Below are 24,989 nucleotides of genomic sequence, written 5' to 3' on the forward strand. Positions count from 1 at the left end.
GTGGCGGCGGTTCTCGGGGGAGGACGGCCGTCATGCGGGGGAGCGCGTCGGCGGGGTGCCGGCGCGGTGGAAACGGAACAAACCACACAACAACCAACAGGGGAGACAGGGAATGACGACACGTGCGATGGGACCCATGGCCGGCATCGGCTGGCTGACACGGGCGCTCAATCTGGGGCGCAACAACCCGAAGGCGATTTTTGGCGGCGTGGCATTGCTGACGCTCACGATGCTGGTCGCGGCTGTTGCCGGCGCGATGCTGCAGGCCGGCATCGTCATGGTGCTGGGCAACAGCATCAGCGCGATGGTTGCCGGCATGGCCGTGATGATGGTGGTGGTTGTGGTGCTGATGGCGATGCTGCTGGTCGGCTTCCTGCGCCTGATCGACGCGGTGGAAAGCGGCCGGCCGGCGCGCGCACTGGGGGTGTTCGCCGGCTTCGGTGATCTGGCGGCCTCGCTGCGCACGATCGGTTTCTTCGTGTTGCTGGCGATCGTGCAGAACCTGCTGCTGCTCGGCCTGCTGAGCGTGCTGGCCAGCGACGTGATCGGCTGGTACGTCCAGGCGATGCAGGCGTCGATGGCCGGTGGCGCGCCGCCGGAGCTGACCTCCCTGCCCAACGGCCTGGGCATCGCCAGCGTGTTGATGCTGGTGATCGGGCTGGTGTTCTACGGCGTGCAGGCGGTGGGGTTGTGCCAGATCGCGCTGCGCGGGCGCGGCGTGTTCGGCGCGATGGCGGACGGCTTTGCCGGCGCGGTGAAGAACCTGCTGCCGCTGCTGGTGTTCGTGCTGGCCTGCCTGGTGGCGATGGTGGTGCTGGCGATCGCGGTGTTCCTGCTCGCGATGCTGATCGGCCTGATCGGCAAGTTCGTCGGCGTGTGGCTGGCCATCGTGCTGGCGGTGCCGCTGTATTTCGCCGCGATGCTGGCGATGTACGCGGTGATGTTCGGCGCCATGTACCACCTGTGGCGCGACGTCTGCGACGGCGGCAGCCGCGATGAAGCTGTCATGGCCGAGGCGCTCACCGCCTGATCGGATGTGGCTGTCCGGGGCCGGGGCCGCTGGTTCCGGCCCCGGTGTGGAAGCGGCCGCCGGAGATCGGGCAATTTCCGGCCCGGAGCTGGCTCCCTGCCGTCGCTGCGGTTCCACTGCTCTAGCCTGCTCAACTCAGGCGTCAGGCCTCACAGGAGGAATTCCCGATGCTCAAGGAAGTTGGTGGCGTCTGCATTCAGCCCAGACATCGGGCGTCTTGTCACTGCGGTTCAGTGGAATTGAAGCTCGAATTACCGGACGGCATCGTCGACCCGCGCCGCTGTGACTGTTCCCTCTGCCGGCGCAAAGGCGCGGTTGTCGCTTCAGTGCCCTTGAGCGGCATCCGCGTTGTCAAAGGCGGGGAGTGTCTGAGGCTTTACCAGTTCAATACGCACTCCGCAAAGCACTATTTTTGTGCCAACTGCGGCATCTACACGCATCATCAGCGCCGCTCCCATCCAGACCAGTACGGCTACAACGTTGGCTGCCTGGAGGGCGTCAATCCATTTGCTATACCCGATGTTCCAACCAATGACGGCATCAACCATCCGGCAGATCGACTTGGGGTCTGACGGTTGACTCAAGCCGACGCCGCTTCGCGGTGTGGACTCACTCAAGCATCAAGCAGCAGTCGGGGAATCGATCGTGGGGCTGCAACAGCTTGGAAAGTGGAAGGCACTTTGCATGTTCCGTGGCGGCGTGCACTACGGCACCCTCAGAACAGCGCCTGCTCCAGCGCGATGCGCATCACGGTCATCGCGGACGTGACGCCCCAGACGGTCAGCGTGAGTGCGCCGATGCCGAGTGCCCCCAGCCAGGTCCGGGCCCAGATCGGCAGGCCTGCGTCGGTGTCGCCGGTTGCCATCGGCCCGGATTTCACCACCCGTGTCGCGCTGAGGCGGTCGTGCAGGGCCAGGCGTTGCGGCTCGATCGTCGCCATGAGGTGACCGATATTCAGCGTGGCCCAGGACAGGCTGCCCGCAAGGTGGCGGGCGAGGGCGCGGCCCGGCGTCAACGCGTGGCCGGTCGGGTCGACCACCCGCAGGCCCAGCAGTCGCTGGCCCGGCGTTGCCTGCCGGCGCGAGCTTTCGCAGGCGACGTGGTAAGCGCCGCTGAGCAGGGCAAACGCCAGCAGCAGCGGCCATGTCGCCGACCACAGGGTCGATTGCAGGTCCACGCTCGCCTCGTGCAGCGCGGGATTGTGCAGCAGGGCAGCGGCCAGTTGCGGTACCGGAACGACGTCGACGATCGCGTCGGCGATGGCCTGGCCGGCGGTCTGCAGCAGCGCCGTCGTCTGCGACGGAAGTGCCTGCGCGGGCGCTGACATGAACGGCCAAGCCACGGCAGCAGCCAGCGGCGCGATCATTGCGGCATCCAGCGACCAGGCGACGCTGCGTTGCCAGAAGCCGGCGGGGTGGAGCGGAACGGCCGCTGCCATGTCATGCCCGCGGCTTGGTCGAGGACTCGTCGGCCGTCTGCGGCACCAGCCAGCGCGCGGCGAGGATGCCGACCTCGTACAGCGCGCACATCGGGATCGCCAGCATCAGCTGGGAGACGACATCCGGCGGCGTGATCACGGCCGCGACGATGAAGATGCCGACCACCGCATAGCCGCGCGACTCCTTGAGCTGGTCCGGGGTGACCCAGCCCAGCAGCGCGGCGATCACCAGCGCCACCGGCAGCTCGAAGCTGGCGCCGAAGGCGAAAAAGATCACCAGCACGAAATCGAGGTAGGCGGTGATGTCGGTCATCATCGCCACGCCCTCGGGCGCGATTTTGGTCAGGAAGCCGAACACGGCCGGCAGCACGAGGAAGAACGCGAACGCGCAGCCGGCATAGAACAGCGTCACCGCCGAGACCAGCAACGGCATCGCCAGCCGTTTCTCGCGCTGGTACAGGCCCGGTGCCACGAACGCCCAAGCCTGATACAGCAACCACGGCATCGAGATCATCAGGGCAGCGAAGAAGGCGAGTTTGACCGGCGCGAAGAACGGGCTGGCGACCTCGACCGCGATCAGCTGCCCGCCGGGCGGGAGCTTGGCCAGCAGCGGAGCGGCCAGTGCGGCATACAGTTTGTTGCCGAACGGCAGTATCACCAGCAGCACCGCGATCAGCCCGGCCACGCCGCGCAGCAGGCGCGACCGCAGCTCGATCAGGTGGTCGAGCAGGCGCGGCGTGGCCGCATCGTCGGCAGGGTCGGAATGTGGCGTGCTCATGCGAACGCGCTCATGGACGCGACCAGGACGGGGGCGGGCGTTTGACGGGTTCCGCCGGGCCTGCATCGGACTGCGAAGGGTCCGGTGTCCCAGCCGCCGGTGTGCGGTCGGTGGGTTCGCCGGAGCGCGGATCGGAATGCTCGGGGTCGAGGTCGATTGCGCCGCTGGAGCCGGTGTCGTCGTCCACCGTCGGCTTTGACGGGACCGGTTCGGGCGAATCCGGGGCGGCGGGTTCCGGCGCGGCGTGTTCCGGGGCGGTGCGTGCCTGCATCACGTCATGCTCGATCTGCCGGCGCCCGCGCTCGAATTGCTGCTGCAGGTCGTGGCCCTGCGCCTGCATCTGCTCCTGCACGTCGCGCAACTCGTCGCGGGTGCGTTGCAGGCTGCGCTTGAGCTCGTCGTCGGCCAGTTCGCTTTCCAGCTCGGACTTCACTGAATACCACTGCGCGCGCGCGCGCCGCACCCACAGCCCGGCGAAGCGCGCGGCGCGGGGCAGGCGTTCGGGGCCGAGCACCAGCAGGGCCACGATCGCGATCACCAACAGCTCGGAGAAACCGATGTCGAACATGCCGGCAGCCGGAACCGGGTCAGGGAGCGAGGATCAGGAGCGCAACGGCCGCGCGATCAGCGCGGCGTGTGCTCGTCGTCGCGCACGTCACTGTGGTTGCGCGAGGTGCTGTCGTTGCGGGTCGTCTCATCCGGCAGCCGCGCCGCGGGCTTGCCGTCGTCCGGCTTGTCCTCGTCGTGGATGCCCTGCTTGAAGCCCTTGACCGCTTCGCCCAGGTCCTTGCCGACGTTTTTCAGGCGCTTGGTGCCGAACACCAGAACCACGATCACCAGCACGACCAGCCAGTGCCAAATACTGAAACCGCCCATCGAAATGCCCACCGAAATCCAGGATGCCGAGAATACCCCAAGCGCGCATCGCCGTTGGTGCTGGCGGCCGGCCCGGCCTTCAGCCGGTTCCGCGGGACCGGTGGGCTGCGGCTTGGCGGATCACAGCGGCAGCGGCTCGGTCCGGATCTCCGGGACGGTCGGGATGTCGACGGTTTCAAACGGCTGTGGCTGGTTGGCTGGAGCGTTGACTGGAGCGTTGAGCGGCTGGTTGAGCGGCTGGGTGTCCGCCTGACCCTGCGGATACTGTGCCGGCGCCGCTGGGGTCGCGGTTTGCGGCGCTGCCGGGCGCGAACTGCTGTGGCCGCGGGCGGCGCGCGCGGTGGCGGTGGCTTCCTCCAGCTGGTCGCGGAAGCTCACCACCGCATCGGATGCGCGCTGGCCGGCACGGCCCTCGAAGATCATCCGCGGCGTGGTGCCCGGGCCGTACACGGCCTGGTTGGCGGCGTCGTCGATGCTCAGTACCGCGCCGTCCAGGGCGACGCCGGCGAACAGTCCGCGCGCGCGCGACCACGACCAGATCTCCGCCTTCAACTGGCCGTCGGTGGCCAGCCCGGTGGTGCGGCCGACCGGACCGGCAGCGACGCTGGCGTCCGCGCCGAGGGTGATCTTGCCGTTGACGATCGAATCCAGCCCGCGCTGGCTGGTGAACACCAGCACCACGTCGGAGGACTGCACACCGGCCTGGAAGCCGATGCTCGCGCCGGTCAGCTTGACGAACGAGGGGTTCGACCAGGTGCCTTCGGGTGTCTTCACCGAGACCAGCCCGTGGCCGCGGCGTCCACCCAGGACCAGGCCGATCTTGAGCGTGTCGGGTACGACCACGATCGCCTTGGCTTCATCGAACAGGATGTCGGGGATGCTCGATTCGGGGATCGCCTGGATGTCGGTCAGTACGCGCAGCGCGTTGCGCGCGCGCTCGTCCTCGGTGACCCCGGCCACGGCGGGGGCGGCCAGCCCGAGGGCGAGCAGGACAACGGCGATGCGGGGCAGGATCGGCATGGGGGACTCCGGAAAGTGGATGCAGATGGAGGCGGGCGATGGCCCGGTGCACGGGAATCGACCGCGGGGCATGGGTGAAGTTCACGGTGAAGCTCACGCCGATGCAAGCGTCCAAGCTAGTCAGGCAGCGATGAATCGTGTGGGAACTGCGGCCAACTGGCATCCTAGCCGGATGATTCCTAGTCCGCTTCCTTCCTCCGACCGCCATTCCGACACCGCGGTGGTACTGGTCAACCTGGGCACGCCGGATGCGCCCACCGCGCCGGCGGTGCGCCGTTACCTGGGTGAATTCCTCGGCGATCGCCGGGTGGTGTCGTTGCCGCGCTGGTTTTGGCTGCCGCTGCTGCACGGGGTGATCCTGCCGCTGCGTGCGCCCAAGGTCGCGCCCAAGTACGCCAGCATCTGGATGCCCGATGGCTCGCCGCTGGCGGTCTACACCCGTCGTCTGGCCGAGGCGGTGCAAGGCGAGTTGCCCGGCGTGCGGGTGGTCGACGCGATGCGCTACGGCGCGCCGTCGCTGGCGGACGCGCTGGAGCAGCTGCGCGCCGATGGCGTGGCCCGGGTGCTCGCCTTGCCGCTGTATCCGCAGTACTCCACCACCACCACGGCCGCGGTCGGCGATGTGCTGGCACGCGCGACCGGCTGCCAGGTGCGCATGGTCGAGGACTACCACGTCGATCCCGGCTGGGTGGATGCGATCGCCGGTTCGATCCGCAGCCACCGCAGCGTGCACGGGGCCGGCGGGCACCTGGTGTTCTCGTTCCACGGCCTGCCGCAGCGCGTGGTCGATGCCGGCGATCCCTACCAGCGCCAGTGCCAGGCCGGCGCGCAGGCGATCGCGACCGCGCTGGGACTGGACGACGGCGACTGGACGGTCAGCTACCAGTCGCGCTTCGGTCGCGAGCGCTGGCTCGAGCCCGCCACCGCCACCACCCTGACCGCGCTGGCCGGACGCGGCGTGCAGGACATCGACATCATCGCGCCGGGCTTCGCCGCCGACTGCCTGGAAACGCTGGAGGAGATCGCGATGATGCTGGCCGAGGATGTCGCCGCGCTCGGTTCGCGCCTGCGTTATATCCCCTGCCTCAACGACAGCCCCGCCCACGCCCTGGCGCTGGCGGCGATCGCGCGACGCGAATTGGCGGGCTGGGTTTGAAGGGCAAGCCCATGAAAGGCATGCGCGAGTTCAACATCGACACCCGCATGGGCGCGATGGCCGGGCTGCGCGTTGACGCGCCGGACGCGCCGCGGGTGCTGGCCCTGCACGGCTGGCTGGACAATGCCGCCAGCTTTCTGCCGCTGCAGCCTTATCTGGGCGGGATCGAACTGGTCGCGCTGGACATGCCCGGCCACGGTGCCAGCGCGCACCTGCCGGAGACCGCCGAATACACCGTGGTCAACACCGCCCGGACGATCTTCGCCGCCGCCGATGCACTGGGCTGGCAGCGTTTTTCCCTGCTCGGCCACTCCCTCGGCGGCGCGGTCGCCAGCGTGATGGCGGCCGCGGCGCCGGAGCGGATCGAGCGCCTGGGCGTGATCGAATCGCTGGGCGCGCTGTCCCGCGAACAGGGCCACAACGTGACCAGCCTGCGCGAGGCGTTCGCGGGGCTCGAGGCGGAGCCGCAACGGCCTCTGCGCGTGTTCCCCGATCCGGCCGCCGCCGTGCGCGCGCGGGTCCGCGCCGGCGGCATCGGCGAGGCCGCGGCCCGGCTGCTGGTCGAGCGGGGCCTGGCGCCGGCCCGTGGCGAGGACGGCCCACGCGGCTTCAGCTGGCGCAGCGACCCGCGCCTGACCCGGCCCACCGCGATCCGCATGAGCGAGGAGCAGGTGCGCGAGCTGCTGGCCGCGATCGAATGCCCGGTCCGGGTGATCTACGCCGAGCCGGCGCAGGTCTATTTTCCCGAGGCGCAGCGGCGCGCGCGTTTCGATTGCCTGCGCGACGGCCAACTGGTCGTGCTGCCCGGCGGCCATCACCTGCACATGGAAGCGCCGGCGGAGGTTGCCGCGGCGCTGGCCGGCTTCTTCGACGGACGCTGAATCCGGTTACGGCGGCCGGGTCGCCAATGGCAGGCTGAGCTGCGCCTGCTCGCCCGCAGGCCGGCGCAGGGCCTGTCGCTCCGATGGCTTTACCCGTTGATCTGCGGATCCAGCAAGGCCCGCAACGACGCCTTCAACTGCCGGCCGTGCGTGTGGAAGTACGCGCGTTCCCCGCGCCAGTGCGGGCAACGCGCCTCCACCTCGGCCCAGAACGCGGCCGAATGGTTGGGCTGGATCAGGTGGCACAACTCGTGGACCAGCACGTACTCGAACGCCGACGGCCGGGCCAGGATCAGCGACAGGTCCAGCGCCACCGTGCCGTCGGGGGACAGCGAACCCCATTGCGAGGACATCTGCCGGAACCGGAACAGGCGCGGCGCGCGCGGCAGCGCCGGCAGGTAGCGCGGCAGCCACCGGCCGATGTCGGCCCGCGCCTGGCCTTCGTAGAAGTCATGCAGCGCCCGTGCGATGGCGGTAGGGCCGGCCCGGGCCGGTAGCTGGAACACCAGGCCGGCGGTATCGCCAGCTTCCTCCGCCTGCAGCCGGGCATGACGACCGGATTGCCAGCGCAAGGGCACGGTCGCGCCGCGCAAGGGCAGCGTGGCGGATTCGAAGCCGCGAAGCGCGGGCTGCGCATCCAGCGCGTGGCGGTCGATCTGCGCCTGCAGCCAGTCCCGGTGCTCGTGGGCGAACCGCTCGCCGCTCGCCGCGCTGGTGCGCAGCGGCAAGGTCAAGCGCGCACCACGCTCGTCCACCGACAGCTTGATCCGCCGTGCGCGGGCGTTGCGCACGCGTTGCACCCGCACGACCCGGCCGTCGTCCAGCACCAGCTCGAACGCATCGCGTTCGGTCGATGGCGGCTTGGCGCTCAGCAGGCGGAACGGATTGCGCATGGATCGACGCACGCAGGGAAGGAGTGGTTGTGCATTGTCGTCCACGTGCCCGCCTTGCCACGCCGGTCCGGGTGGGTGCGGTTCAGCGTGATCCCGGCGATCGGCTACTCGGCCTTGCTGAGCTTGAACGCCGATTCCAGCACCGAGAACAGCCGCTTCACCTCGCCGCTCATCAGCGCGAAGCGGGCGTCGAGTTCGGCGCGCACGTCGTCGCTGTCGGTGGATTCGAGCTGGTCGACCGCGCCGTCGAGCAGCTTGAACTTGCGCACCACCAGGTCCTCGCCGAGCACGAACGACACGTGGTCGTCGAGGTTCAGCGCCAGGCGCGTGACCTGCTTGCCGGTCTCCAGGTGCTTGGCGATCTCGTCGTTGTCCAGCTCCATGCGCTGCACCTTGACCACCGCGCCCTGGTCGACCGGATCGCGCAGTTCGCATTCGTCGCCGATGGTCAGTCCCTCGGGCAGCGGCTCGCCGGCGACCCAGCCGGTGAGGATCGAGCGCGGCGCAATCTCGGCATTCAGCGGCAGCGCCGGGAAGCTGCCCAGCGCGCGGCGGATCTCGCTGCAGAAGTTTTCCGCGCTCTTGCGGCTGGAGCTGTCGATCACCACGATGCCGTGCTCCAGGTCGAGCAGGGCGTCGGTGCGGCTGGGTTTGACGAACGCGCGCGGCAGCAGCTCGGTGATCAGCTCGTCCTTGAGTCGCTTGCGGGTGCGCCCGCCGGGCTTGCGGCCTTCCTTCTGTTCGATCTCCTCGAGTTTGCGCGCCAGCATGTCGTTGACCACCGCGCCCGGCAGCAGCCGGTCCTCGCCGCCGACGGTCAGCCACAGCGCATCGCCGAGCCGGTGCGACAGCTCTTCGGCATCGCGGCCGAACGGCGACACGAAACCGCGCGAGGACAGCTCCAGCACGCCGACGGGTTTGAGCTGGCATTCCTGCAGGCCGGCGTCGAGCGTGTCCAGGGCGGTGCTGGTGGGGAAGCGGAAGAAGGTCAGGTTGCGGAAGAACATTCGAAAATCCGGGACGGGCGCGCGACAGCGGGCCGGCCATTCTACCGGCCGCGGTGCAGCCTGCCGGGTCCAGCCTGCCGGGGCCCGCGGACCGTCCGGTACGGGCGCCACGCCGCCGCGCTATTCTGGCGGCATGACCGAAAGCGACGATCCCGCCGACATCGCCCGCCGCCTGGCCGAGTTGCGCCAGGAGCATCGTGAGCTCGACAGCCAGATCGAGCGCCTGTCGTGGCCGGAGCTGCCGCACAACGCGGACGAACTCACCCTGAAACGGCTGAAGAAACACCGGCTGTGGCTGAAGGACTGCATCGCCCGCCTGCAAAGCGCGCTGATCCCGGACGAGCCGGCGTAAGGCCGGGCCGGCCGGGCCTGCATCACCTTGCCTGCTCCGGCAGCCAGGAACCTGATGACACGTTGGCGCTGAATCCTCCGGCTTGATGAAGTGCAGCGCTCTGCAGGCGGTGCTGCCTTCACTCCGGTCGCCGGTAGCCACCGCTGACGCCATTGCGCGACAGCACCCATTGCCACAGCTGCAACTCGCGGGCGCGGAAGGCGCCGGCGCAGGACAGCAGGTAATAGCGCCATTTGCGATGGAACGTCTCGCCCAGATCGTGGGCAAACCGGGGCCAGGCGGCCTCGAAATTGGCGTGCCACGCCATCAGCGTGCGGTCGTAGTCGGCACCGAAGTTGTGCACGTCCTCGGCGATGAACAGGCCGTCGATCGCATCGCCGATCTGGCCGATCGAGGGCGTCTCGCCATTGGGAAAGATGTGCTTGTCGATCCAGCGGTCCGGGGTGGAATCGCGCTCGTTCTTGCCGATGGTGTGCAGCAGGAACAGGCCGTCATCGCCCAGGCAGCGCTCGGCGACCTCCATGTACTGGCGGTGGTTCTTGTGCCCGACGTGCTCGAACATGCCGACGCTGACGATGCGGTCGACCCGGCCGCCCAGGGCGTGCTCGTCGAGCTCGCGGTAGTCCTGCAGGCGGAACTCCAGCGGCAGCCCGGCGTAGCGCTCCTGCGCGTAGCGGGCCTGCTCCTTCGACACCGTCACCCCGATGCACTGCACGCCGTGGTGCTCGGCGGCGTAGCCCATGAAGCTGCCCCAGCCGCAACCGATGTCGAGCACCCGCATGCCCGGTTGCAGGCCGAGCTTGCGGCAGATCAGTTCCAGCTTGGCGACCTGGGCCGCCGCCAGCGTGCCGGCATTGCGCCAGTAGCCGCAGGAATAGGCCATGAGCGGGTCGAGCATCGCCTCGTAGAACGCATTGCCCAGGTCGTAATGCGCCTTGCCGACCTGCCAGGCGCGGGTGCGGCTCTGGCGGTTGAACATGCGTACCTGCAGGGCGTGCCAGGCGATCCGGGCCGGGTGCACCTCGCGGTCGAGGTGGGCGCGCAGCAGGCGGTCGAAAAACCCGTCGAGCTGGTCGCAGTCCCACGCGCCGGCCATGTAGGCCTCGCCGAGGCCGAGGTTGCCCTCCGCCAGCGCGCGTTCCAGCGCCGCCGGGTCGTGCAGCTGCATGTCCCAGGGACGGTCGCCGTTGATGCGGATGTCGGCCTTGCCGAGCAGGCCGGCGACCAGTTGCTGGGGCGCGGTCGACAGCGGCGGCGGCTGGTCGACCGGTGGAGTGGCGGGCTCGATGGTGCCGACAGCGGCGGCGGGCGATGGTTGGGCCATGGCGCGATCCTCGGACGGTGGTCGCGGGGTCGATCATGCCGGGTGGACGCATGCCGGGCGAACGCATGCAGGGCGGCGCTTGCGGCCGGTCCGCGACAGTTCCGGCGGCAGCGCCGTCCATGCTACCCCGCCGGCTGTGCGCCCGCAGCGGTCGCCTCAGTCGACCGGCAGCGCGTCGGGCTCGGGTCGCGCCGCTTCGGGACTGACCTTCTCGATGCTGTGGCGCAGTTCGCGGCCGAGGATGAACTTGGCGTCGCGGGCCCAGGCTTCCAGCGGCTGCTCGAACACCAGTTTGGCGTTTTCGTCGAGCCGCACCAGGCTCAGCTCGCGCAGTTTCTGGATGAAACCGCGGAACAGGGTCTTGTCGAAGAACTCCGGCGCGGCCGGCGCGTACAGCAGGCTCAGGCGCTGGGCGGCAAGCTGGCACAGACTTTCCAGCTGGCCGGTGGACAGGGTGCCGCTGCCGTTCTTCACCAGCACCGAGATGGTGATGTAGTAGCGCTCGAAGGCCTGCTGCAGCGAATGGCCGATCGCGCGCAGGCGGAACACCTCGTCGCTCTGGCCGGCATTGCGGGCTAGGATGCCGCCTTCCTCGGCATTGACGCGCTCCAGCAGACCTTCGCGCACGAAGATGTCGATGGTGGCGGTGAGGCGCTGCACGAACTCGTCCTCGCTCCACGGCAGGAACAGTTCGGTCTGCAGGAACGGGTACACGCTGCGGCCCAGCCGCAACACGCTTTCCTGCGCCATCCGGCGGTTGTTCTGGAAGCAGCAGGCGATCCACGACGCCGCGGTGAACAGGTGCAGCACGTTGTTGCGGAAGTAGCTCAGCAGCACCGACTGGTCGCCGCCGACCTGCAGCACGTCGCCCAGCGGGTGCGCGGTGCGGGTCAGCACGCCGATGTCCTCGCCGTGGGCGATGATCTGCGCCGGTGTGTGCGGGGTCACCGTGACCCGGTCGGAATACGGCAACTCGGCCAGCAGGGTCTTGCTCAGCCAGATCTGGGCCAGCAGGTCGCCCTCGCCCATCGCGTGCTTCGGGGTCGACAGCAGCGCCAGCGCGAGCAGGTTGATGGGGTTCACGTCGGCGGCGCGGTTGACGTTGACCTGGATGCGCTGGGCCAGCGAATCGACCGTGCCCGACAGCCAGGCCGGCTTCTCGTCGTCGCCGAGCGCCTTGCCTTCCCAGTCCGGCGCATGTTCGGCCAGCACGTCGTCAAGTTTGATCGGCTCGCCGAAATTGACCACCACCTGGCCGTAGTTGGAGCGCAGCACCTTCGGAATGCCGGTCAGCAATTGCCAGATCGACTCGCTCTCCTTCTGTTTGCCTGACAGCTCGTCCAGGTAGCTGTTGCCTTCCATCAGCTTCTCGTAACCGATGTACACCGGCTGGAACAGCACCGGCCGGGTCGGCTGGCGCAGGAACGCGCGCACCGTCATCGACACCATGCCGCCCTTGGGCGGCAGCAGTCGGCCGGTACGCGAGCGGCCGCCCTCGACGAAGTACTCGATCGAATAGCCGCCGGCGACCAGCTTGGCGACGTATTCGCTGAGCACGGTCGAATACAGCGCGCTGCCGCGGATGCTGCGGCGGATGAAGAACGCGCCGCCCTTGCGCAGCACGGTGCCGATGACCGGCAGGTTGAGGTTGATGCCGGCGACGATGTGCGGCGGCACGATGCCGCGGGTGTACAGCAGGTAGCTCAGCAGCAGGTAGTCCATGTGGCTGCGGTGGCAGGGCACGTAGATGACTTCATGGCCCGGCGCGGCCTGTTTGACCTTGTCCAGGTGATGGACCAGCACGCCGCGGTAGATCCGGTTCCAGACGAAGGTCAGCAGGAAGCTGGCCGAGCGCACCACCGGGTGCGAGTAGTCGGCGGCGATCTCGTAGGCGTAGCCGTGCGCCTTCTTCCAGGCGTCCGCGACGCTGGAGTTGTCGCGCCGGGCCTGGTCGGCGATGGCTTCCTTGACCGGCTCGGCGGCCAGTACCTTGTCGACCAGCAGGCGCCGGGTCGACAGGTCGGGACCGATCACCGCGGCGCGGATACGGCGGAAGTGGGTCCGCAGCACGCGCGAGAGCTTGCGCACCGTGCGTTCGGGCGGCAGGTCCTCGGCCACGATGCCGCGCAAACTGATCGGCGGCGCGAAGCGGACTGTGGTGGCGCGACCGTTGAGCAGGATCGCCAGCAGCCGGCGGAAGCGTCCGACCAAGGTCCAGTTTTCCGAGAACAGGACCGAGAACCAGCCACTGGTCTTGTCCGGCGCGCGGCCGACGAAGATCGATACCGGCACCAGTTGCACGTCCAGGGAGGCGTCCGCGCGGTGCGCGTCCAGCAGGCGCGCCAGCGAGCTGGAATGGCTTTTGGACGAGGGCAGCGGGGTGCCCAGTGAGTGCTGCAGCGGCCCCAGCGCGCTGGCGTTGCGCCGCGACAGCGCCACGTAGGCGCGCTTGCGGCCCAGCGGGTCACCCGGCAACGGCTGCAACGGGGACGGCAGGCCGCTGTCGAGGCAGGCCCGTTCGAGGATCAGCGCGTTGGACAGGCCGTAGTGCTCGATGACGTAGCACACCGGCTGGCCGACGAGTTGCGGTGCGTAACCGGCGGGATTGGCCGGCTCGACCGTCAGCGAAATCCAGGGCGCCAGCATCCGGCCCAGCAGCCGTGCCCACCAGGGCCGGCGTGGATTGCCGCTACCCGGTGGCCGGCCGGCCGGCCCGGTTCCGACGCCGTCGTCCGGGTGGCTTCCGGGAGGGTTGCTGTTTCCCAGGGTCGAGCCGGGCTCGAACGCCGCCGGGTTCTGGCCTGGCGGGATTGGATCGGGCGGGATTGCCGCGCCCCCGCCGGTGGGGGATTCCGCAGCGACACCGACCGTGGTGCCCGCAGCCGCCGTCGGCGCGCCCATGGCGGTGGTGTCGTCGGGCACGACGGGGGCCGGGCCGGACGCAGCAGGCTCCGTCGCACTGCTCCGGGGCGGCGCGGTATCACCAGGAAAGGGCAGGGGGGTCTGTTTGGGCATCGCCGTCATTATGCCGGTTCGCTTGCGCCGGGCCGCCGGATCACTCGACGCCGGGCTGGCTGGGCGGGTCGGCCGGCGTGCCGCGCCGGTGGCCTTCCACCTGCGCCTGGGCGTGGCGCAGCAGATCGGTCAGGTACCAGCGCCCTTCGCGCCGCTCCACCAGGACCTGCGCATCGATCCGGTGGCCGGCGAGGGTGTATTCCAGCGCCACCCGGGCCTGGTCGCCGGTCTGCTCGATCAGCCGGGCCTGCGCTCCGGCCAGGGCCTGGTCGATATCCAGGCCGTAGTCGGCCAGCACCAGCTTGAAGCGGGCGAAGAACGGCCCCAGCCGGGCCAGGCTGCGGACCATGCCGGCCTTTTGCAGTGCGTCCGGCCCGGCCAGTCCGGTCAGGCGGGCGGCGGCAACCAGTTGCGGCACCGCGGCCTTCGCCCGCGCCGTCTCGCCCAGCGGGGCCTGCTGGCCCCAGGCGCCGAGCGCGGCGATCAGCTGCACGTAGTGGTCGCGTTCGGGTTCGCTGTAATCGGCGCTGCCTTGCACGTACTGGGCGGCGAACAGGCCCAGGGTCGCCACGGCGGTGTGCAGCTCGCGGTCGGCGCCGGCGAACTGGCGGTTGTAGGAAGCCAGCAGGGTCTTCTCCGCGTCCGGTGCCGCCAGCACGTTGATGAAACCCGGCAGCCGGTCATCCAGCGGCAGTTCGGTCAGCGGCCAGATCGTGTGCCCTTCGGACCAGGCAGCGACCATCCGTTCGTGCAGGGGCGGCGGCAGTGCATGGTTGGCGTACGCCACCAGGTCGTTGGCTTGCAGGTCTTCGATCAACTGGCTGACCGCCTGCACCGGAGCGCTCGCCCCGGTCGGCTCGGCGGCCGGCTCGTGGTCGCCGCGGCAGCCGCCGGTGATCATGGTGGCGGCGAGCAGCATGGCGGCAGCAATCGGCAGTGGCGCCGCAATGGCGCGTCGAATCAATGACATACAGCGCGGCTCCCCAGTCGCAGTCCGGCATCTTCGCCGTCGCGACCACGGGGTACAAGCCCAGCCGGTCGCGGATTGGACAAGTGCACGGCAAAGTCCGCGGGCAAGTCCGCGCTCAATCCGCCGCGTCGAGCGCCTTCAGCTTGGCCTTGCGCTGCGCCGACGGCGACAGGCTCCAGTCGTTGCCGAACAGCGCCGGTTGCCAGTCGCCGTAGCTGGGGTTGGACAGCATCCACCAGCGTTCGCCGAACCAGCCGCCGTACCGGTCGAGCAACGCCTGCCGCGCGGCAGGTGAATTGGGATGGGGCTGGGCGAAGTCGCCGAGCTGGTCGCCGAACTGCATCAGTACCCGGTAGGTGCGACCGACCAGCTGGCGCCGGCAGTGCTTGTCGCCGCTCTGGGCCTGGTCGCAACCGGCCACCTGCAGGCCCTTGCCGAGGTACACCGAATCGTCGGCGACCGGCAGGCCGACCGCGCGCAGGTTGGCGATGCTCGCGGCTTTCTGGTCCTCGGTGCGGTTGGACAGGTAGATCATGGTGATGCCGCGCGCACCCGCGGCGCGGGCGAACTCGAGCACGCCGGGGACAGGTTTGGCCTGCTGCTCCGCCACCCAGTCCGCCCAGCTGGCCGGGTCGTACTGGAGGCCATGGCGGACCAGCCGGACCTGGTAGGGCGAGTTGTCGAGCACGGTCTCGTCGATGTCCAGGATCACCGCCGGTTTCAGGCCGGTGGCCGGGTTGGCGCGCTCGCCGGGCACCAGCGCATCCCATTGCGGATCGGCGAGCGCCGCATCCAGCTGGCCGATCGCGGCGCGGTAGGTCTGCAGCGCCGACGCGCGGTACTCGACCGCGGTCTGCATCCACACCACCGCGTTGAGATTGTCATCGGCCGCCGCAGCCGGGGTATCGACCGTGGTGGCCACCGGCGCGGGACGGGCACCACCGTGCTGGCAGGCGGGCAGCGCCAGGGCGCAGGCCAGGATGGCGAGAGCGGGCAGGTTGCGGTGCATGGCAGGCCACGGAAAAAAAGGACGGGCCAGTGTAGCCGAGCCTCCGCGGGGGCCCGCCGGGGCCCGCCGTGGCGCGGTCGGCGGCATCCGGCAGCGAACCGGGCGCCGCCGCTGCGTCAACCGGCAGGGTCGACCGGGCGCGAACAAAAAACCCCGGCCGGAGCCGGGGTCTTATGGCATCCATGCCGCTTGCCCTGTCAGTCGATGCGGGCCTCGATGCTCACGCCGCTGTAGGCAGCCTCACCCACCAACAGGATGTAGTACGTGCCGGACGCTGGCTTGTTCACGCGCACAGCTTCGTTGTTGCCGGGGCGTGCGGACTTGTAGTCATACGACTGTGCGCTCGGGGCATCTCCCGCACTGACGTACATGCCGACGTTGCCGGTACCGCCGTAGGTCATCACGTTCAGCCGCTTCGCGCCGGCCGGCACCTCGATGCTGTACAGCGTCTGGCTGCCCGCCGTGCCGCTGACGTTGCCCACCACGACTTTGTTGGTCAGCTCGATCGCGGCCGGAGCGCACTCCTCGACCGCCGGGTCGCAGGGCACTTCCAGCGCCTTCGCCAGCGCCGCCGGTGCGTCCAGCAGGCCGCTGCCGATCGCGCGGTCCGGGGTGGCGGGGAAGGCGCGCGCGCTGTCGACCAGGATGGCTTCCAGCTCCGCCGGGGTCTTGGGAACGCCGCCGCCGGCGACGACCGCGCTTTGCACCAGTGCCGCAACGCCGGCCACGTGCGGGGCCGCCATCGAGGTGCCGGCCATGCCCATATAGGTCGCTGCGCCGAGCTCGGGTGAAGTGTCGGAGTTGTTGCTCGCCTGCCACACATAGCCGTTGGGGTTGCCATCCACGCCGCCACCACCGCCGGGGCCGGCCAGATCGACCTTGGCACCGTAGTTGGAGTACGACGCGCGGCCGCCGGTGATGCGGGCCGCGCCCACCGAGATCACGCCGTCGCAGCTGGCCGGGGAGAAGTTGGCCACGTCGCCGTTGCTGTTGCCGGCGGCGACCACGACGGTGGTGCCGAGTGCGACGGCGGTGTTGATTGCGGTCTGGCTGACCGATTTGCAGCTGCCGCCGCCGCCCAGGCTCATGTTGATGATCTCGGCCGGATTGGCATTGGCCGGCACGCCCGGCACGCTGCCGCCGGCGGCCCAGACGATCGCATCGGCGATGTCGGAGGTATAGCCGCCGCAGCGACCCAGTACCCGCACCGGCAGCACCTTGGCGTTGTGCGCCACGCCCGCCATGCCGCTGGTGTTGTTGCTCAGCTCGGCGACCGTGCCGGCGACGTGGGTGCCGTGGAAGGAGCTTGTCGTCACGTCGCACTGGTTGGGGTCGTCGTTCCAGTCACCGAAGTCGTGCGCACCCGGCACGCGCTCATTGGTGGGGCGGCGCGAAACGAAGGTATCGGTGATGAAGTCGTAGCCCGGGAGCATGTTCGCGTCCATGTCGGGGTGGTCGATGATGCCGGTGTCCAGCACCGCCACCACGACACCTTCGCCGGTGCTGACATCCCAGGCCGCCGGTGCGTGGATGCCACCGGCGGTGTTCTGCAGGTGCCACTGGTACTGCGCGTAGTACTGGTCGTCGGGGGTCAGCTGCGGCGTCACCATGCCGCCACGCAGGCTGGCGGCGCCGGTGTGGCGCATCATCCGGTCGACCTCGACCGCGGCAACGGCGGGATCGGCCGCCAGCTCCGCTACCAGCGCGTCCAGCTCCCTGGCGCCGATGCGACGGTCAAGGCGCACCAGGTCCGCACCCACCGCTAGCTTTCGCATGTAGCTGGCAGAAGGTGCCTTGGTGCCGCTGCGTGCGGCGGCGGCGGTCATTGCGCGGCTGCGCGTCGCGGCGGCGTTGACGGTCTTCAGCTTGAGCGCATTGCTGAGGCCGCCATCGCGGTAGGTGACGATCAGGCGGGCTGCCGCATCGGCAGCGGGCGCGGCCCGGGGCGCTTCGCGGGTCTGCAGCGGGGCCGCACCGGCCGCCATCGCGGCGGGGGCCGCACAGGCAACCGCAACGGCGGCAGCAACCAGGCTGATACGGAAAGACGGGTTTTTACGGATCATCGGGCTCTTCCTTCGTGGTGATTGGCGTGGTGACGCGGGGGAAAAGAGGTGTGTGGAGCGGGGTTCCAGGAGCGGGATCCCGCCGCCCCGCGGACCTTGCCGGCCCACGGGGCGGCGGAACGGGCTTACCAGCCGAAGCCGACGCCGGCGCCGACCGAGGTGTCATCGCCGCTGAACGCGCCGCCGAAGGTCACCGTGGCGCGGTCGGACAAGGCGCGCTGGTAGCCCACGGACAGTGCCGAGGCCCCGTTCTGGAAGCCGACGCCGACGCCGACCCGGTTCTGGGTGCGGATGCCGGCGGCACTGGTGGCCATGTTCAACATGGCCGCGCTCATCGCGCCCATCTGGTCGAAGCGGTGGTCGACCTGGTTGAAGCGCTCGCTGACCTCCCCGCGCAGGGCGGTGAAGTCGTCGTTGAGCAGGCTGATGCGCTGGTCGGTGTAGGCCTTGGCCGAATTCAGCGCATTGGTGGTGCTGGTGTCGGTGTAGTTGTAGGCCGAGGTCAGCGTCTGGGTGGCGGTGGTGTCGGTGTAGCCCTGCGCGGATGCCAGGGTGGCGGTGTTGCCGGCTTGTACCTGGCCCACGTTGGCGGCATCGGTGGCGCTGGTGCCGGCAGCGACGTTGGTTACCCGCCGCTGGTTGTCGGCCGATCCGACCGAGACCGTATTGGCTTCGTCGGCAACCGAGCCCTGGCCGAGTGCGACCGCACCCTGCTCGGACGCGGAAGCGCCCTGGCCCAGGGCCGTGCCTCCAGTGGCCGTCACGCTGGTATCGGCACCGATCGCGACGGCATCGCTGGCCGCCGCATCGACGAAGCTGTTGTTGCCCACGGCGGTGCTGTTGGCCGCATTGACTACGGCGTTGTTGCCGATGGCGATGTCGTCGGGATCGGCCGCATGGCTGCCGGTTCCCATGGACATGCCGGTGCCCGACCCGCCCGGCAGGTTGGTTGCGACGGTGCCACTGCCACTGCCACTACTGGCACCGGTGCCGATACCCGAAGCCGTGTCTGCGGCGGCACCGGTTGCCACCGCCGGATCGGGTGAGGCGACGGGTTGCGCGGCTGCCACCGCCGCTCCCCGCGGTTGGCGCGGCTTGGCCAGGCCCGGCGGCAGGCTGTCGAGCACGGCATTGATGATGCCCAGCTCGACGTCGATCGCGCTGAAGGCCGCTCCGACGTTGGTGTAGCTGGCGCCCTGGATCATGTAGCTGGGAGCAGTGAAGAGGCCGCCGCTGAAGCCAGCTCCACCGCCCAGTGCGCTCGCCATCGAGCCGAGCTGGAACAGGTTGGCGGCGTCGGTGTCGAACGTGCCGGCGGCCACGTTGGTGATCTGCCGCTCGTTGCCGATGCTGCCGACCGACACGCTGTTGACGCGGTCGGCATACGCGCCGACGCCCAGGGCCACACTGCCATCGGCTTCGGCAAGGCTGTCGGCGCCGATCGCCGTGCTGTCCTCCCCTTCCGCCGTGCTGGCGCTGCCGACGGCGGTGCTGTTGTAGCCCGAAGCCACCGACAGTCCGCCCAGTGCGGTCGAGAAATCGCCACCGGCCTCGGCGCGGAAGCCGACTGCGGCGGAGGCGGTGCCACTGGCGATGCTTTCTGCGCCCAGCGCGGTGGCGACCTCGCCGCTGGCCAGACTGAAGAAGCCCGACGCGGTGGACTCGAGTCCCGAGGCCTCGCTCAGCGAACCGGTAGCGACGCTGCCGTCTCCGCTGGCGATCGCCGCCGCACCGGTGGCGGTGGCGAACAGGCCGCTGGCCTCGCTCTCGGCGCCGGTCGCGCTGGCGTACTCGTTGGATGCATTGCTGTTGGCACCGGTGGCCGTGGCGTTCTCGCCGCTGGCCTGGCTGCCGGCACCGTAGGCGCTGGCGTGGTCTGCCGTGGCCACCGCATCGAAGCCGCTCGCGGTCGACCGCAGGCCGATGGCCGTCGCGCCCGAACCCAGCGCGCTGGCGCCTTCGCCGATGGCGCTGCTGGTGGACCCCAGCGCGGTGCTGTAATCGCCGTCGGCGAGGGCGTGGCTACCGGCGGCAACCGACTCCTCGCCGACCACCATGGCCTCGCCGTCACCGCTGGCCTGGAACAGACGACTGGTTTCACCGGCCGCGTCGGCGACGGCATTGAGCTGGTCCAGGTTCACCGCATCGGTGCCCTCGGTGCCGGCGGCGACGTTGGTGATCTGGCGCTCGTTGCCGACATCGCCGACGGACACGCTGTCGGCGCGGTCGGCGACCGAGTTGGCACCCAGGGCGACGCTGTTGTCGGCATCGGCGGTGCTGTAGTAGCCGATCGCGACGCTGTCGTCGCCGTACGAGGTGCTGTAATAGCCCACCGCCGTGCTGTTGTCGCCGCTGGCCCAGGCGTTGGCGCCAAGCGCCGAGGCGTTGATCGCCGGCGCATAGGCGAAGTAACCCAGCGCGGTGCTCATCTCGCCGGAGGCTTCCGACAGGCTGCCGTTGGCGGTGCTGAAGTCGCCCGCGGCAATCGCGCCTGCGCCGAACGCCGCCGAGCTGAGGCCGCTGGCGCGGGTGTAGACCAGCAGGCCCCAGCCGGGAATCAGGTCGGCGGGGCCGCCGACCGCAACGCTGTAGTCGCCACTCGCGCCCGCCGCATGGCCGAAGCTGGAAGCGTATTCACCGTTGGCGATGCTGCCGTAGCCGAAGGCCGATGCGGCGTAGCCGTTGGCCTCGCTGAGGACGCCGACGGCCGAGCTGCCGATACCCGACGCCAGGCTGCCGGCGCCGACCGCGGTCGCACCCAGCGCCGATGCCACCGTGTTGACCTCGACCGGGTTGCCGTTGGCATCGAAGGCATTGATCCTGCCGCCGATGGCCACGCTGGAGTCGCCGGTTGCTTCGCTGTTGCTGCCGCTGGCCAGGCTGTTGTCCCCGGTCGCCACGGCGTTGTAGCCGCTGGCGGAGCTGAACTCGCCGACCGCGACCGCGCCGCTGCCGAACGCCGACGCGCCGGTGGCGCCGGCATAACTGCTGGAACCGATCGCGGTGGTGTAGTCGCCGTCCGCCATTGCGTCCGAGCCGGCCGCGACCGCGTCTTCGCCTTCGACCAGCGCTTCGCCGTCACCGCTGGCCTTGAAGTGCTTGCTGGTTTCCTCGGCAACACCGGCGACGGCATTGAGCTGGTCCAGGTTCACCGCATCGGTGCCCTCGGTGCCGGCCGCGACGTTGGTGATCTGGCGGTCACCGGCATCGCCGCCGCCGACCGAGACACTGTTGCTGCGGTCGGTTTCCGAGTTCGCACCCAGCGCCACCGAATTGGTGTGGCCGGCATCGGCCCCCATGCCCAGCGCTGTGCTCTGCTGGCCAAAGGCCATGCTGTCGGCGCCCAGTGCGGTGCCGTCGTCACCGAAGGCCCAGCTGTTGCTGCCCACTGCGACGGTGTTGTAGCTCTCTATACCCCAGCTGCCGAGGCCGGTCTCGGCACCGGCGCCGATCGCCACGCTGCTGTCGCCTGCCGCCGACGCGCCCGCGCCGACGGCCACGTTGCCATCGTTGTAGGCGCTGGCGCCGTAGCCGATCGCCGTCGACACCTGGCCTTCGGCATAGCTGGTTCCACCCAGGGCCAAGGCACCGTCGCCCACGGCAGCGGCCTGATAGCCCCCCGCCAGCGATTGCTCGCCCTCCGCGTAGGACACCACGCCCAGCGCCGTCGACAGGTCGCCGGCGGCTTCGGCGCCGACGCCGAACGCCGATGCCGCCAGACCATCGGCCTGTGCGCTTGCGCCTACGGCCGTTCCGCCGACTCCGGCACTGGTGGCCGCGGTCTCGATCGGACCGTTCGGGCCGGTCAGCAACGGGTCGCCGTTTTCGTCGACCGCAACACCACCGACCGCCACGCTGCCCGCGCCCTCGGCCTGGGCGCCGGCACCGTAGGCGGCGCTGTTGAGGCCCGATGCCGAAGCCGCGTAACCGGTCGCCGTGGCGTAATTGCCGGTCGCCACGGCGTTGTAGCCGCTGGCCGAGCTGAACTCGCCGACTGCGACCGCGCCGCTGCCGAACGCCGACGCACCGATGGCACCGGCGTAGCTGCCGGAGCCGATCGCGGTGGTGTAGTCGCCGTCGGCCAACGCGTTGGAGCCGGCCGCGACCGCGTCTTCACCTTCGACCAGGGCCTCGTTATCGCCGCTGGCCTTGAAGTGCCTGCTGGTTTCCTCGGCCGCGGCGGCGACCGCGTCGAGCTGGTCCAGGTTCACCGCATCGGTGCCCTCGGTACCTGCCGCCACATTGGTGATCTGGCGCTCGCTGCCGGCGCGGCCGACCGACACCGTGTCGGCACGGTCCGCGGTCGAGTCCGAGCCCAATGCCACGCTGTTGTCGGCCTTTGCGGAGGAGAAGTTGCCCAGTGCCGTGCTGTTGAAGCCGCTCGCACTGGCGGCACCGCCCACCGCCGTGGCGTAGTCGCCCGACGCCTCGGTCGGGATGAAGCCCCAGAACGCGCCACCCACCGCGACGCTGTTGTCGCCGCTGGCGATCGCGTTGGAGCCCACTGCGGTGGCGTCGTAGTTGCTCGCGCTGGAGCCGAAGCCCACTGCCGTCGCCGACTCCATCGCGGCGTCCGCGCCGTAGCCCAGTGCGGTCGTGCCGAACTCCGACGCGCTGCTGTACCCGCCGTACGCCGCCGAGCCGTCCCCCGACGCCTCGCTGCGGAAGCCGGCCGTCGTCGCCTGCAGGCCGGATGCCGAAGCCTCCGAACCGCTGGCGGTGCTGTAGTCGCCGCTGGCATCGGCCAGGGCGCCGAGCGCCGAGGCCTGCTCGCCGGATGCGCTGGCCTGGGTGCCGATCGCGGTGGCCGATTCACCGGTCGCCTGGCTGTCGGCGCCAAACGCCGCGGCGTTGGTGCCCAGGGCGAGGGCGTTCAAGCCCACCGCGGTGGCGCCGTCGGCGATCGCGAAACTGCCTGCGCCGTACGCCGACGCGCCGTCGCCAATCGCGTTGGCGGCCTCGCCGGCTGCCGTCGCATCGTCGCCCTCGGCGTAGGCACCGGCATCGCTGTTGTCGCTGCCGGTGGCCTGGAAGTACTTGCTGGTTTCCTCGGCGACGGCGGCGACCGCATCGAGCTGGTCGAGGTTCACCGCATCGGTGCCCTCGGTGCCGGCGGCGACGTTGGTGATCTGGCGCTCGTTGCCGACATAACCCACCGAAACGGTGTCTGCACGGTCGGCGACGGAGTTCGCGCCCAGCGCGACGCTGTTGTCGGCATCGGCGTAGGCCAGGAAACCGACGGCCGTGCTGTCTTCGGCCGCCGCATAGCTGCCGCTGCCCAATGCGCTCGCTCCGTCCGCGTCAGCCACTGCGACCGCCCCCACGGCCGTCGACTGCACGCCCCAGGCTTCCGCCTGCGCGCCGATCGCGCTGGCACCCGGATCCGCCGCCGTGGCGCTTTCGCCGACGGCGGTACTGCTTTCGCCATACGCCCAGCTGTTCCAGCCCAGCGCAGTGGCGTAGTCCGCCGTTGCCCAGGCGCCGTTGCCGAACGCAGAGGTGCCGGTGCCGCTGGCGCGGTTGTTGATGAGGCCGAAGTAGGTGCTGCCACCCACGGCGGTGCTTTCCTCGCCGCTGGCCTGTGCCGACTCACCCAGGGCGGTGCTGCTGGCACCGCTGGCGGTTGCCGCGGCACCCAGGGCGGTGGCGTAGTCGTTGGAGGCCACCGAGCCGTAACCGATGGCCGAGGCCAGGAAGCCATCGGCTTCGGTGTAGCTGCCCACGGCCGTGGCGCCGTCACCGGTCGCCGAGCTGCGGAAACCGGAGGCGGTGGCCTGGGTTGCATCGGCCACGGACTCCGTGCCGGCCGCCGTGCTGTAGGCGCCGTCCGCCTGTGCGTTGCTGCCGACCGCCATGGCCCCGGTCGCGCTGGCACCGGCGTGCTCGCCGATGGCGACGCTGGATGCGCCGTCCGCCTGGCTGAATGCACCGCTGGCCACGCTGTTGTTACCGGTCGCCACGGCGTTGTAACCGTTGGCCGAGCTGAACTCGCCGACCGCGACCGCGCCGCTGCCGAACGCCGACGCGCCGAGCGCGCCCGCATAACTGCTGGAACCGACCGCGGTGGTGTAATCGCCGTCCGCCATCGCGTTGGAACCGGCCGCGACCGCGTCTTCGCCCTCGCTCAGCGCCTCGCCGTCACCGCTGGCCTTGAAGAACCGGTCGGTGGTTTCGGCAACCGCCGCGACGGCGTCGAGCTGGTCCAGGTTCACCGCATCGGTACCCTCGGTGCCGGCGGCGACGTTGGTGATCTGGCGTTCGTTGCCGCTGCTGCCGACCGACACGCTGTCGGCGCGATTGGCGATCGAGTCGGCGCCCAGCGCCACGCTGTTGGTGGCCTGGGCCTCGGCGTAGTTGCCCAGGGCGGTGCTGTTGTTTCCCATCGCCCAGGCGGCGCCACCGACCGCGGTGGAATAGTCGCCGGATGCCTCGGTGGACAGGTAGCCACCGAGTGCCCCGCCGACCGCGACGCTGTTGAGGCCGCTGGCCCTGGCGTCCTGACCGCTGGCCAGGCTGTTGGCCCCCGAGGCGGTGGCGTCGCTGCCCAGCGCGGTGCTGTTGCTGCCCGTCGCCCGGGTGGAGTTGCCGACCGCGGTGCTGTTGAAGGCCGTGGCCTGCGAGTTGCCGCCCAGTGCGGTGGAATACGCGCCGGTCGCCGAAGCGGAGTATCCGGCAGCCAGCGCGGTGGCTCCGCGGGCGCGGGCCAGGGCACCGACCGCGGTCGCTCCGGCCTGCTGCGCGCTGGCGCTGCTGCCCAGTGCCGTCGTGTCCGCTCCGCTGGCCGTGCTGTAGGTGCCGGCGGCCATGGCGTGATTGCCCAGCGCGATGGCGCCTTCGCCGCAGGCCAGTGCCTGCTCGCCAAAGGCGAACGCCAGCGCGACGGCGGTATCGGAGGTGGTGTCACAGGTTTCGGCGGCCATCACCGGCGCGGCCGTCCCCATCGCCAGGGCGGCGGCAAGGGCGAGGTAAAGCGGGGCGCGGGGCGCCTGGCGGGCTGCAACTGCCGATCCACGGCGAGCGCGGGCGTACTTCGAGACGGACATAGGTGGTTTCCCCTCTGCGTTTCCATTCGGAGCACTGCCGAGCAGGTCGGCAATGCCCCCCGAGTCACACCTCCGTCCCCGATCCCCTGGATTTCCGACTCGCAGAGCCGGAACAGCGGAGCTGGATGGCCCGT

At 70.0% G+C, this 24,989-nt stretch carries 18 protein-coding genes; 5 read left to right on the top strand and 13 right to left on the bottom strand.

Annotation, left to right across the window (positions count from 1 at the left end):
• The first annotated feature begins 112 nt into the window (after positions 1–112).
• Positions 113–1,030, top strand: a complete 918-nt coding sequence (locus tag N792_RS00340) for a hypothetical protein (protein ID WP_156969242.1) — start codon at positions 113–115, stop codon at positions 1,028–1,030.
• Positions 1,031–1,197: 167 nt separating this feature from the next.
• Positions 1,198–1,602, top strand: a complete 405-nt coding sequence (locus N792_RS13590; protein ID WP_084105227.1) for a GFA family protein — start codon at positions 1,198–1,200, stop codon at positions 1,600–1,602.
• Between the two features lie 143 nt (positions 1,603–1,745).
• Here N792_RS13590 and N792_RS13305 read toward each other — a convergent pair whose 3' ends face one another.
• The 5 genes from N792_RS13305 to N792_RS00365 form a co-directional block, all read right to left on the bottom strand.
• The gene (locus tag N792_RS13305; protein WP_052103210.1) at positions 1,746–2,468 is read right to left on the bottom strand and encodes an RDD family protein; all 723 of its coding nucleotides are present in this window, start codon (positions 2,466–2,468) and stop codon (positions 1,746–1,748) included.
• A gap of 1 nt (position 2,469) precedes the next feature.
• Positions 2,470–3,246 (bottom strand): twin-arginine translocase subunit TatC, encoded by a 777-nt coding sequence (tatC, locus tag N792_RS00350; protein ID WP_036191382.1) that lies wholly within the window; start codon positions 3,244–3,246, stop codon positions 2,470–2,472.
• A 10-nt stretch (positions 3,247–3,256) separates the two neighbouring features.
• Positions 3,257–3,814, bottom strand: coding sequence for a Sec-independent protein translocase protein TatB (gene tatB / locus N792_RS00355; protein ID WP_052103211.1), 558 nt, complete (start codon positions 3,812–3,814; stop codon positions 3,257–3,259).
• A gap of 56 nt (positions 3,815–3,870) precedes the next feature.
• Complete coding sequence (tatA, locus tag N792_RS00360) at positions 3,871–4,122, bottom strand: Sec-independent protein translocase subunit TatA (RefSeq protein ID WP_036191385.1); 252 nt, start codon at positions 4,120–4,122, stop codon at positions 3,871–3,873.
• A 120-nt stretch (positions 4,123–4,242) separates the two neighbouring features.
• The gene (locus N792_RS00365; RefSeq protein WP_036191388.1) at positions 4,243–5,142 is read right to left on the bottom strand and encodes a lipid-binding SYLF domain-containing protein; all 900 of its coding nucleotides are present in this window, start codon (positions 5,140–5,142) and stop codon (positions 4,243–4,245) included.
• A gap of 172 nt (positions 5,143–5,314) precedes the next feature.
• Here N792_RS00365 and hemH point away from each other — a divergent pair, with 172 nt between their 5' ends.
• Both hemH and N792_RS00375 read left to right on the top strand, forming a co-directional pair.
• The gene (gene hemH, locus N792_RS00370) at positions 5,315–6,298 is read left to right on the top strand and encodes a ferrochelatase (RefSeq protein WP_036191391.1); all 984 of its coding nucleotides are present in this window, start codon (positions 5,315–5,317) and stop codon (positions 6,296–6,298) included.
• 20 nt (positions 6,299–6,318) lie between these two features.
• The gene (locus N792_RS00375; RefSeq protein ID WP_425478831.1) at positions 6,319–7,179 is read left to right on the top strand and encodes an alpha/beta fold hydrolase; all 861 of its coding nucleotides are present in this window, start codon (positions 6,319–6,321) and stop codon (positions 7,177–7,179) included.
• A gap of 89 nt (positions 7,180–7,268) precedes the next feature.
• Here N792_RS00375 and N792_RS00380 read toward each other — a convergent pair whose 3' ends face one another.
• Positions 7,269–8,072: a M48 family metallopeptidase gene (locus N792_RS00380; RefSeq protein ID WP_036191395.1), complete on the bottom strand. Its 804-nt coding sequence runs from the start codon at positions 8,070–8,072 to the stop codon at positions 7,269–7,271.
• 104 nt (positions 8,073–8,176) lie between these two features.
• A complete protein-coding gene (locus N792_RS00385) occupies positions 8,177–9,079 on the bottom strand; it encodes a recombination-associated protein RdgC (RefSeq protein ID WP_036191398.1) in 903 nt (300 codons plus the stop codon).
• 133 nt (positions 9,080–9,212) lie between these two features.
• Here N792_RS00385 and N792_RS00390 point away from each other — a divergent pair, with 133 nt between their 5' ends.
• Positions 9,213–9,431, top strand: a complete 219-nt coding sequence (locus N792_RS00390; RefSeq protein WP_036191400.1) for a YdcH family protein — start codon at positions 9,213–9,215, stop codon at positions 9,429–9,431.
• A 118-nt stretch (positions 9,432–9,549) separates the two neighbouring features.
• Here the strand turns inward: N792_RS00390 and cfa are convergent, their stop codons facing one another.
• The 6 genes from cfa to N792_RS13910 form a co-directional block, all read right to left on the bottom strand.
• Positions 9,550–10,680, bottom strand: coding sequence for a cyclopropane fatty acyl phospholipid synthase (gene cfa, locus N792_RS00395; protein WP_198025564.1), 1,131 nt, complete (start codon positions 10,678–10,680; stop codon positions 9,550–9,552).
• Between the two features lie 231 nt (positions 10,681–10,911).
• The gene (gene plsB, locus N792_RS00400) at positions 10,912–13,779 is read right to left on the bottom strand and encodes a glycerol-3-phosphate 1-O-acyltransferase PlsB (protein ID WP_084105229.1); all 2,868 of its coding nucleotides are present in this window, start codon (positions 13,777–13,779) and stop codon (positions 10,912–10,914) included.
• 31 nt (positions 13,780–13,810) lie between these two features.
• Positions 13,811–14,740 carry a hypothetical protein gene (locus N792_RS00405; RefSeq protein ID WP_156969243.1) on the bottom strand — a complete coding sequence of 310 codons (930 nt, stop codon included), beginning with the start codon at positions 14,738–14,740 and terminating at the stop codon, positions 13,811–13,813.
• Positions 14,741–14,855: 115 nt separating this feature from the next.
• A complete protein-coding gene (locus N792_RS00410) occupies positions 14,856–15,749 on the bottom strand; it encodes a 5'-nucleotidase, lipoprotein e(P4) family (RefSeq protein ID WP_036191409.1) in 894 nt (297 codons plus the stop codon).
• Positions 15,750–15,946: 197 nt separating this feature from the next.
• Positions 15,947–17,812: a S8 family peptidase gene (locus N792_RS00415; RefSeq protein ID WP_036191412.1), complete on the bottom strand. Its 1,866-nt coding sequence runs from the start codon at positions 17,810–17,812 to the stop codon at positions 15,947–15,949.
• 125 nt (positions 17,813–17,937) lie between these two features.
• A complete protein-coding gene (locus N792_RS13910) occupies positions 17,938–24,855 on the bottom strand; it encodes a YadA-like family protein (protein ID WP_156969244.1) in 6,918 nt (2,305 codons plus the stop codon).
• Between the last annotated feature and the right edge of the window lie 134 nt (positions 24,856–24,989).

Origin of the sequence: Lysobacter concretionis Ko07 = DSM 16239 (assembly GCF_000768345.1) — a bacterium.
GTDB lineage: Bacteria > Pseudomonadota > Gammaproteobacteria > Xanthomonadales > Xanthomonadaceae > Novilysobacter > Novilysobacter concretionis.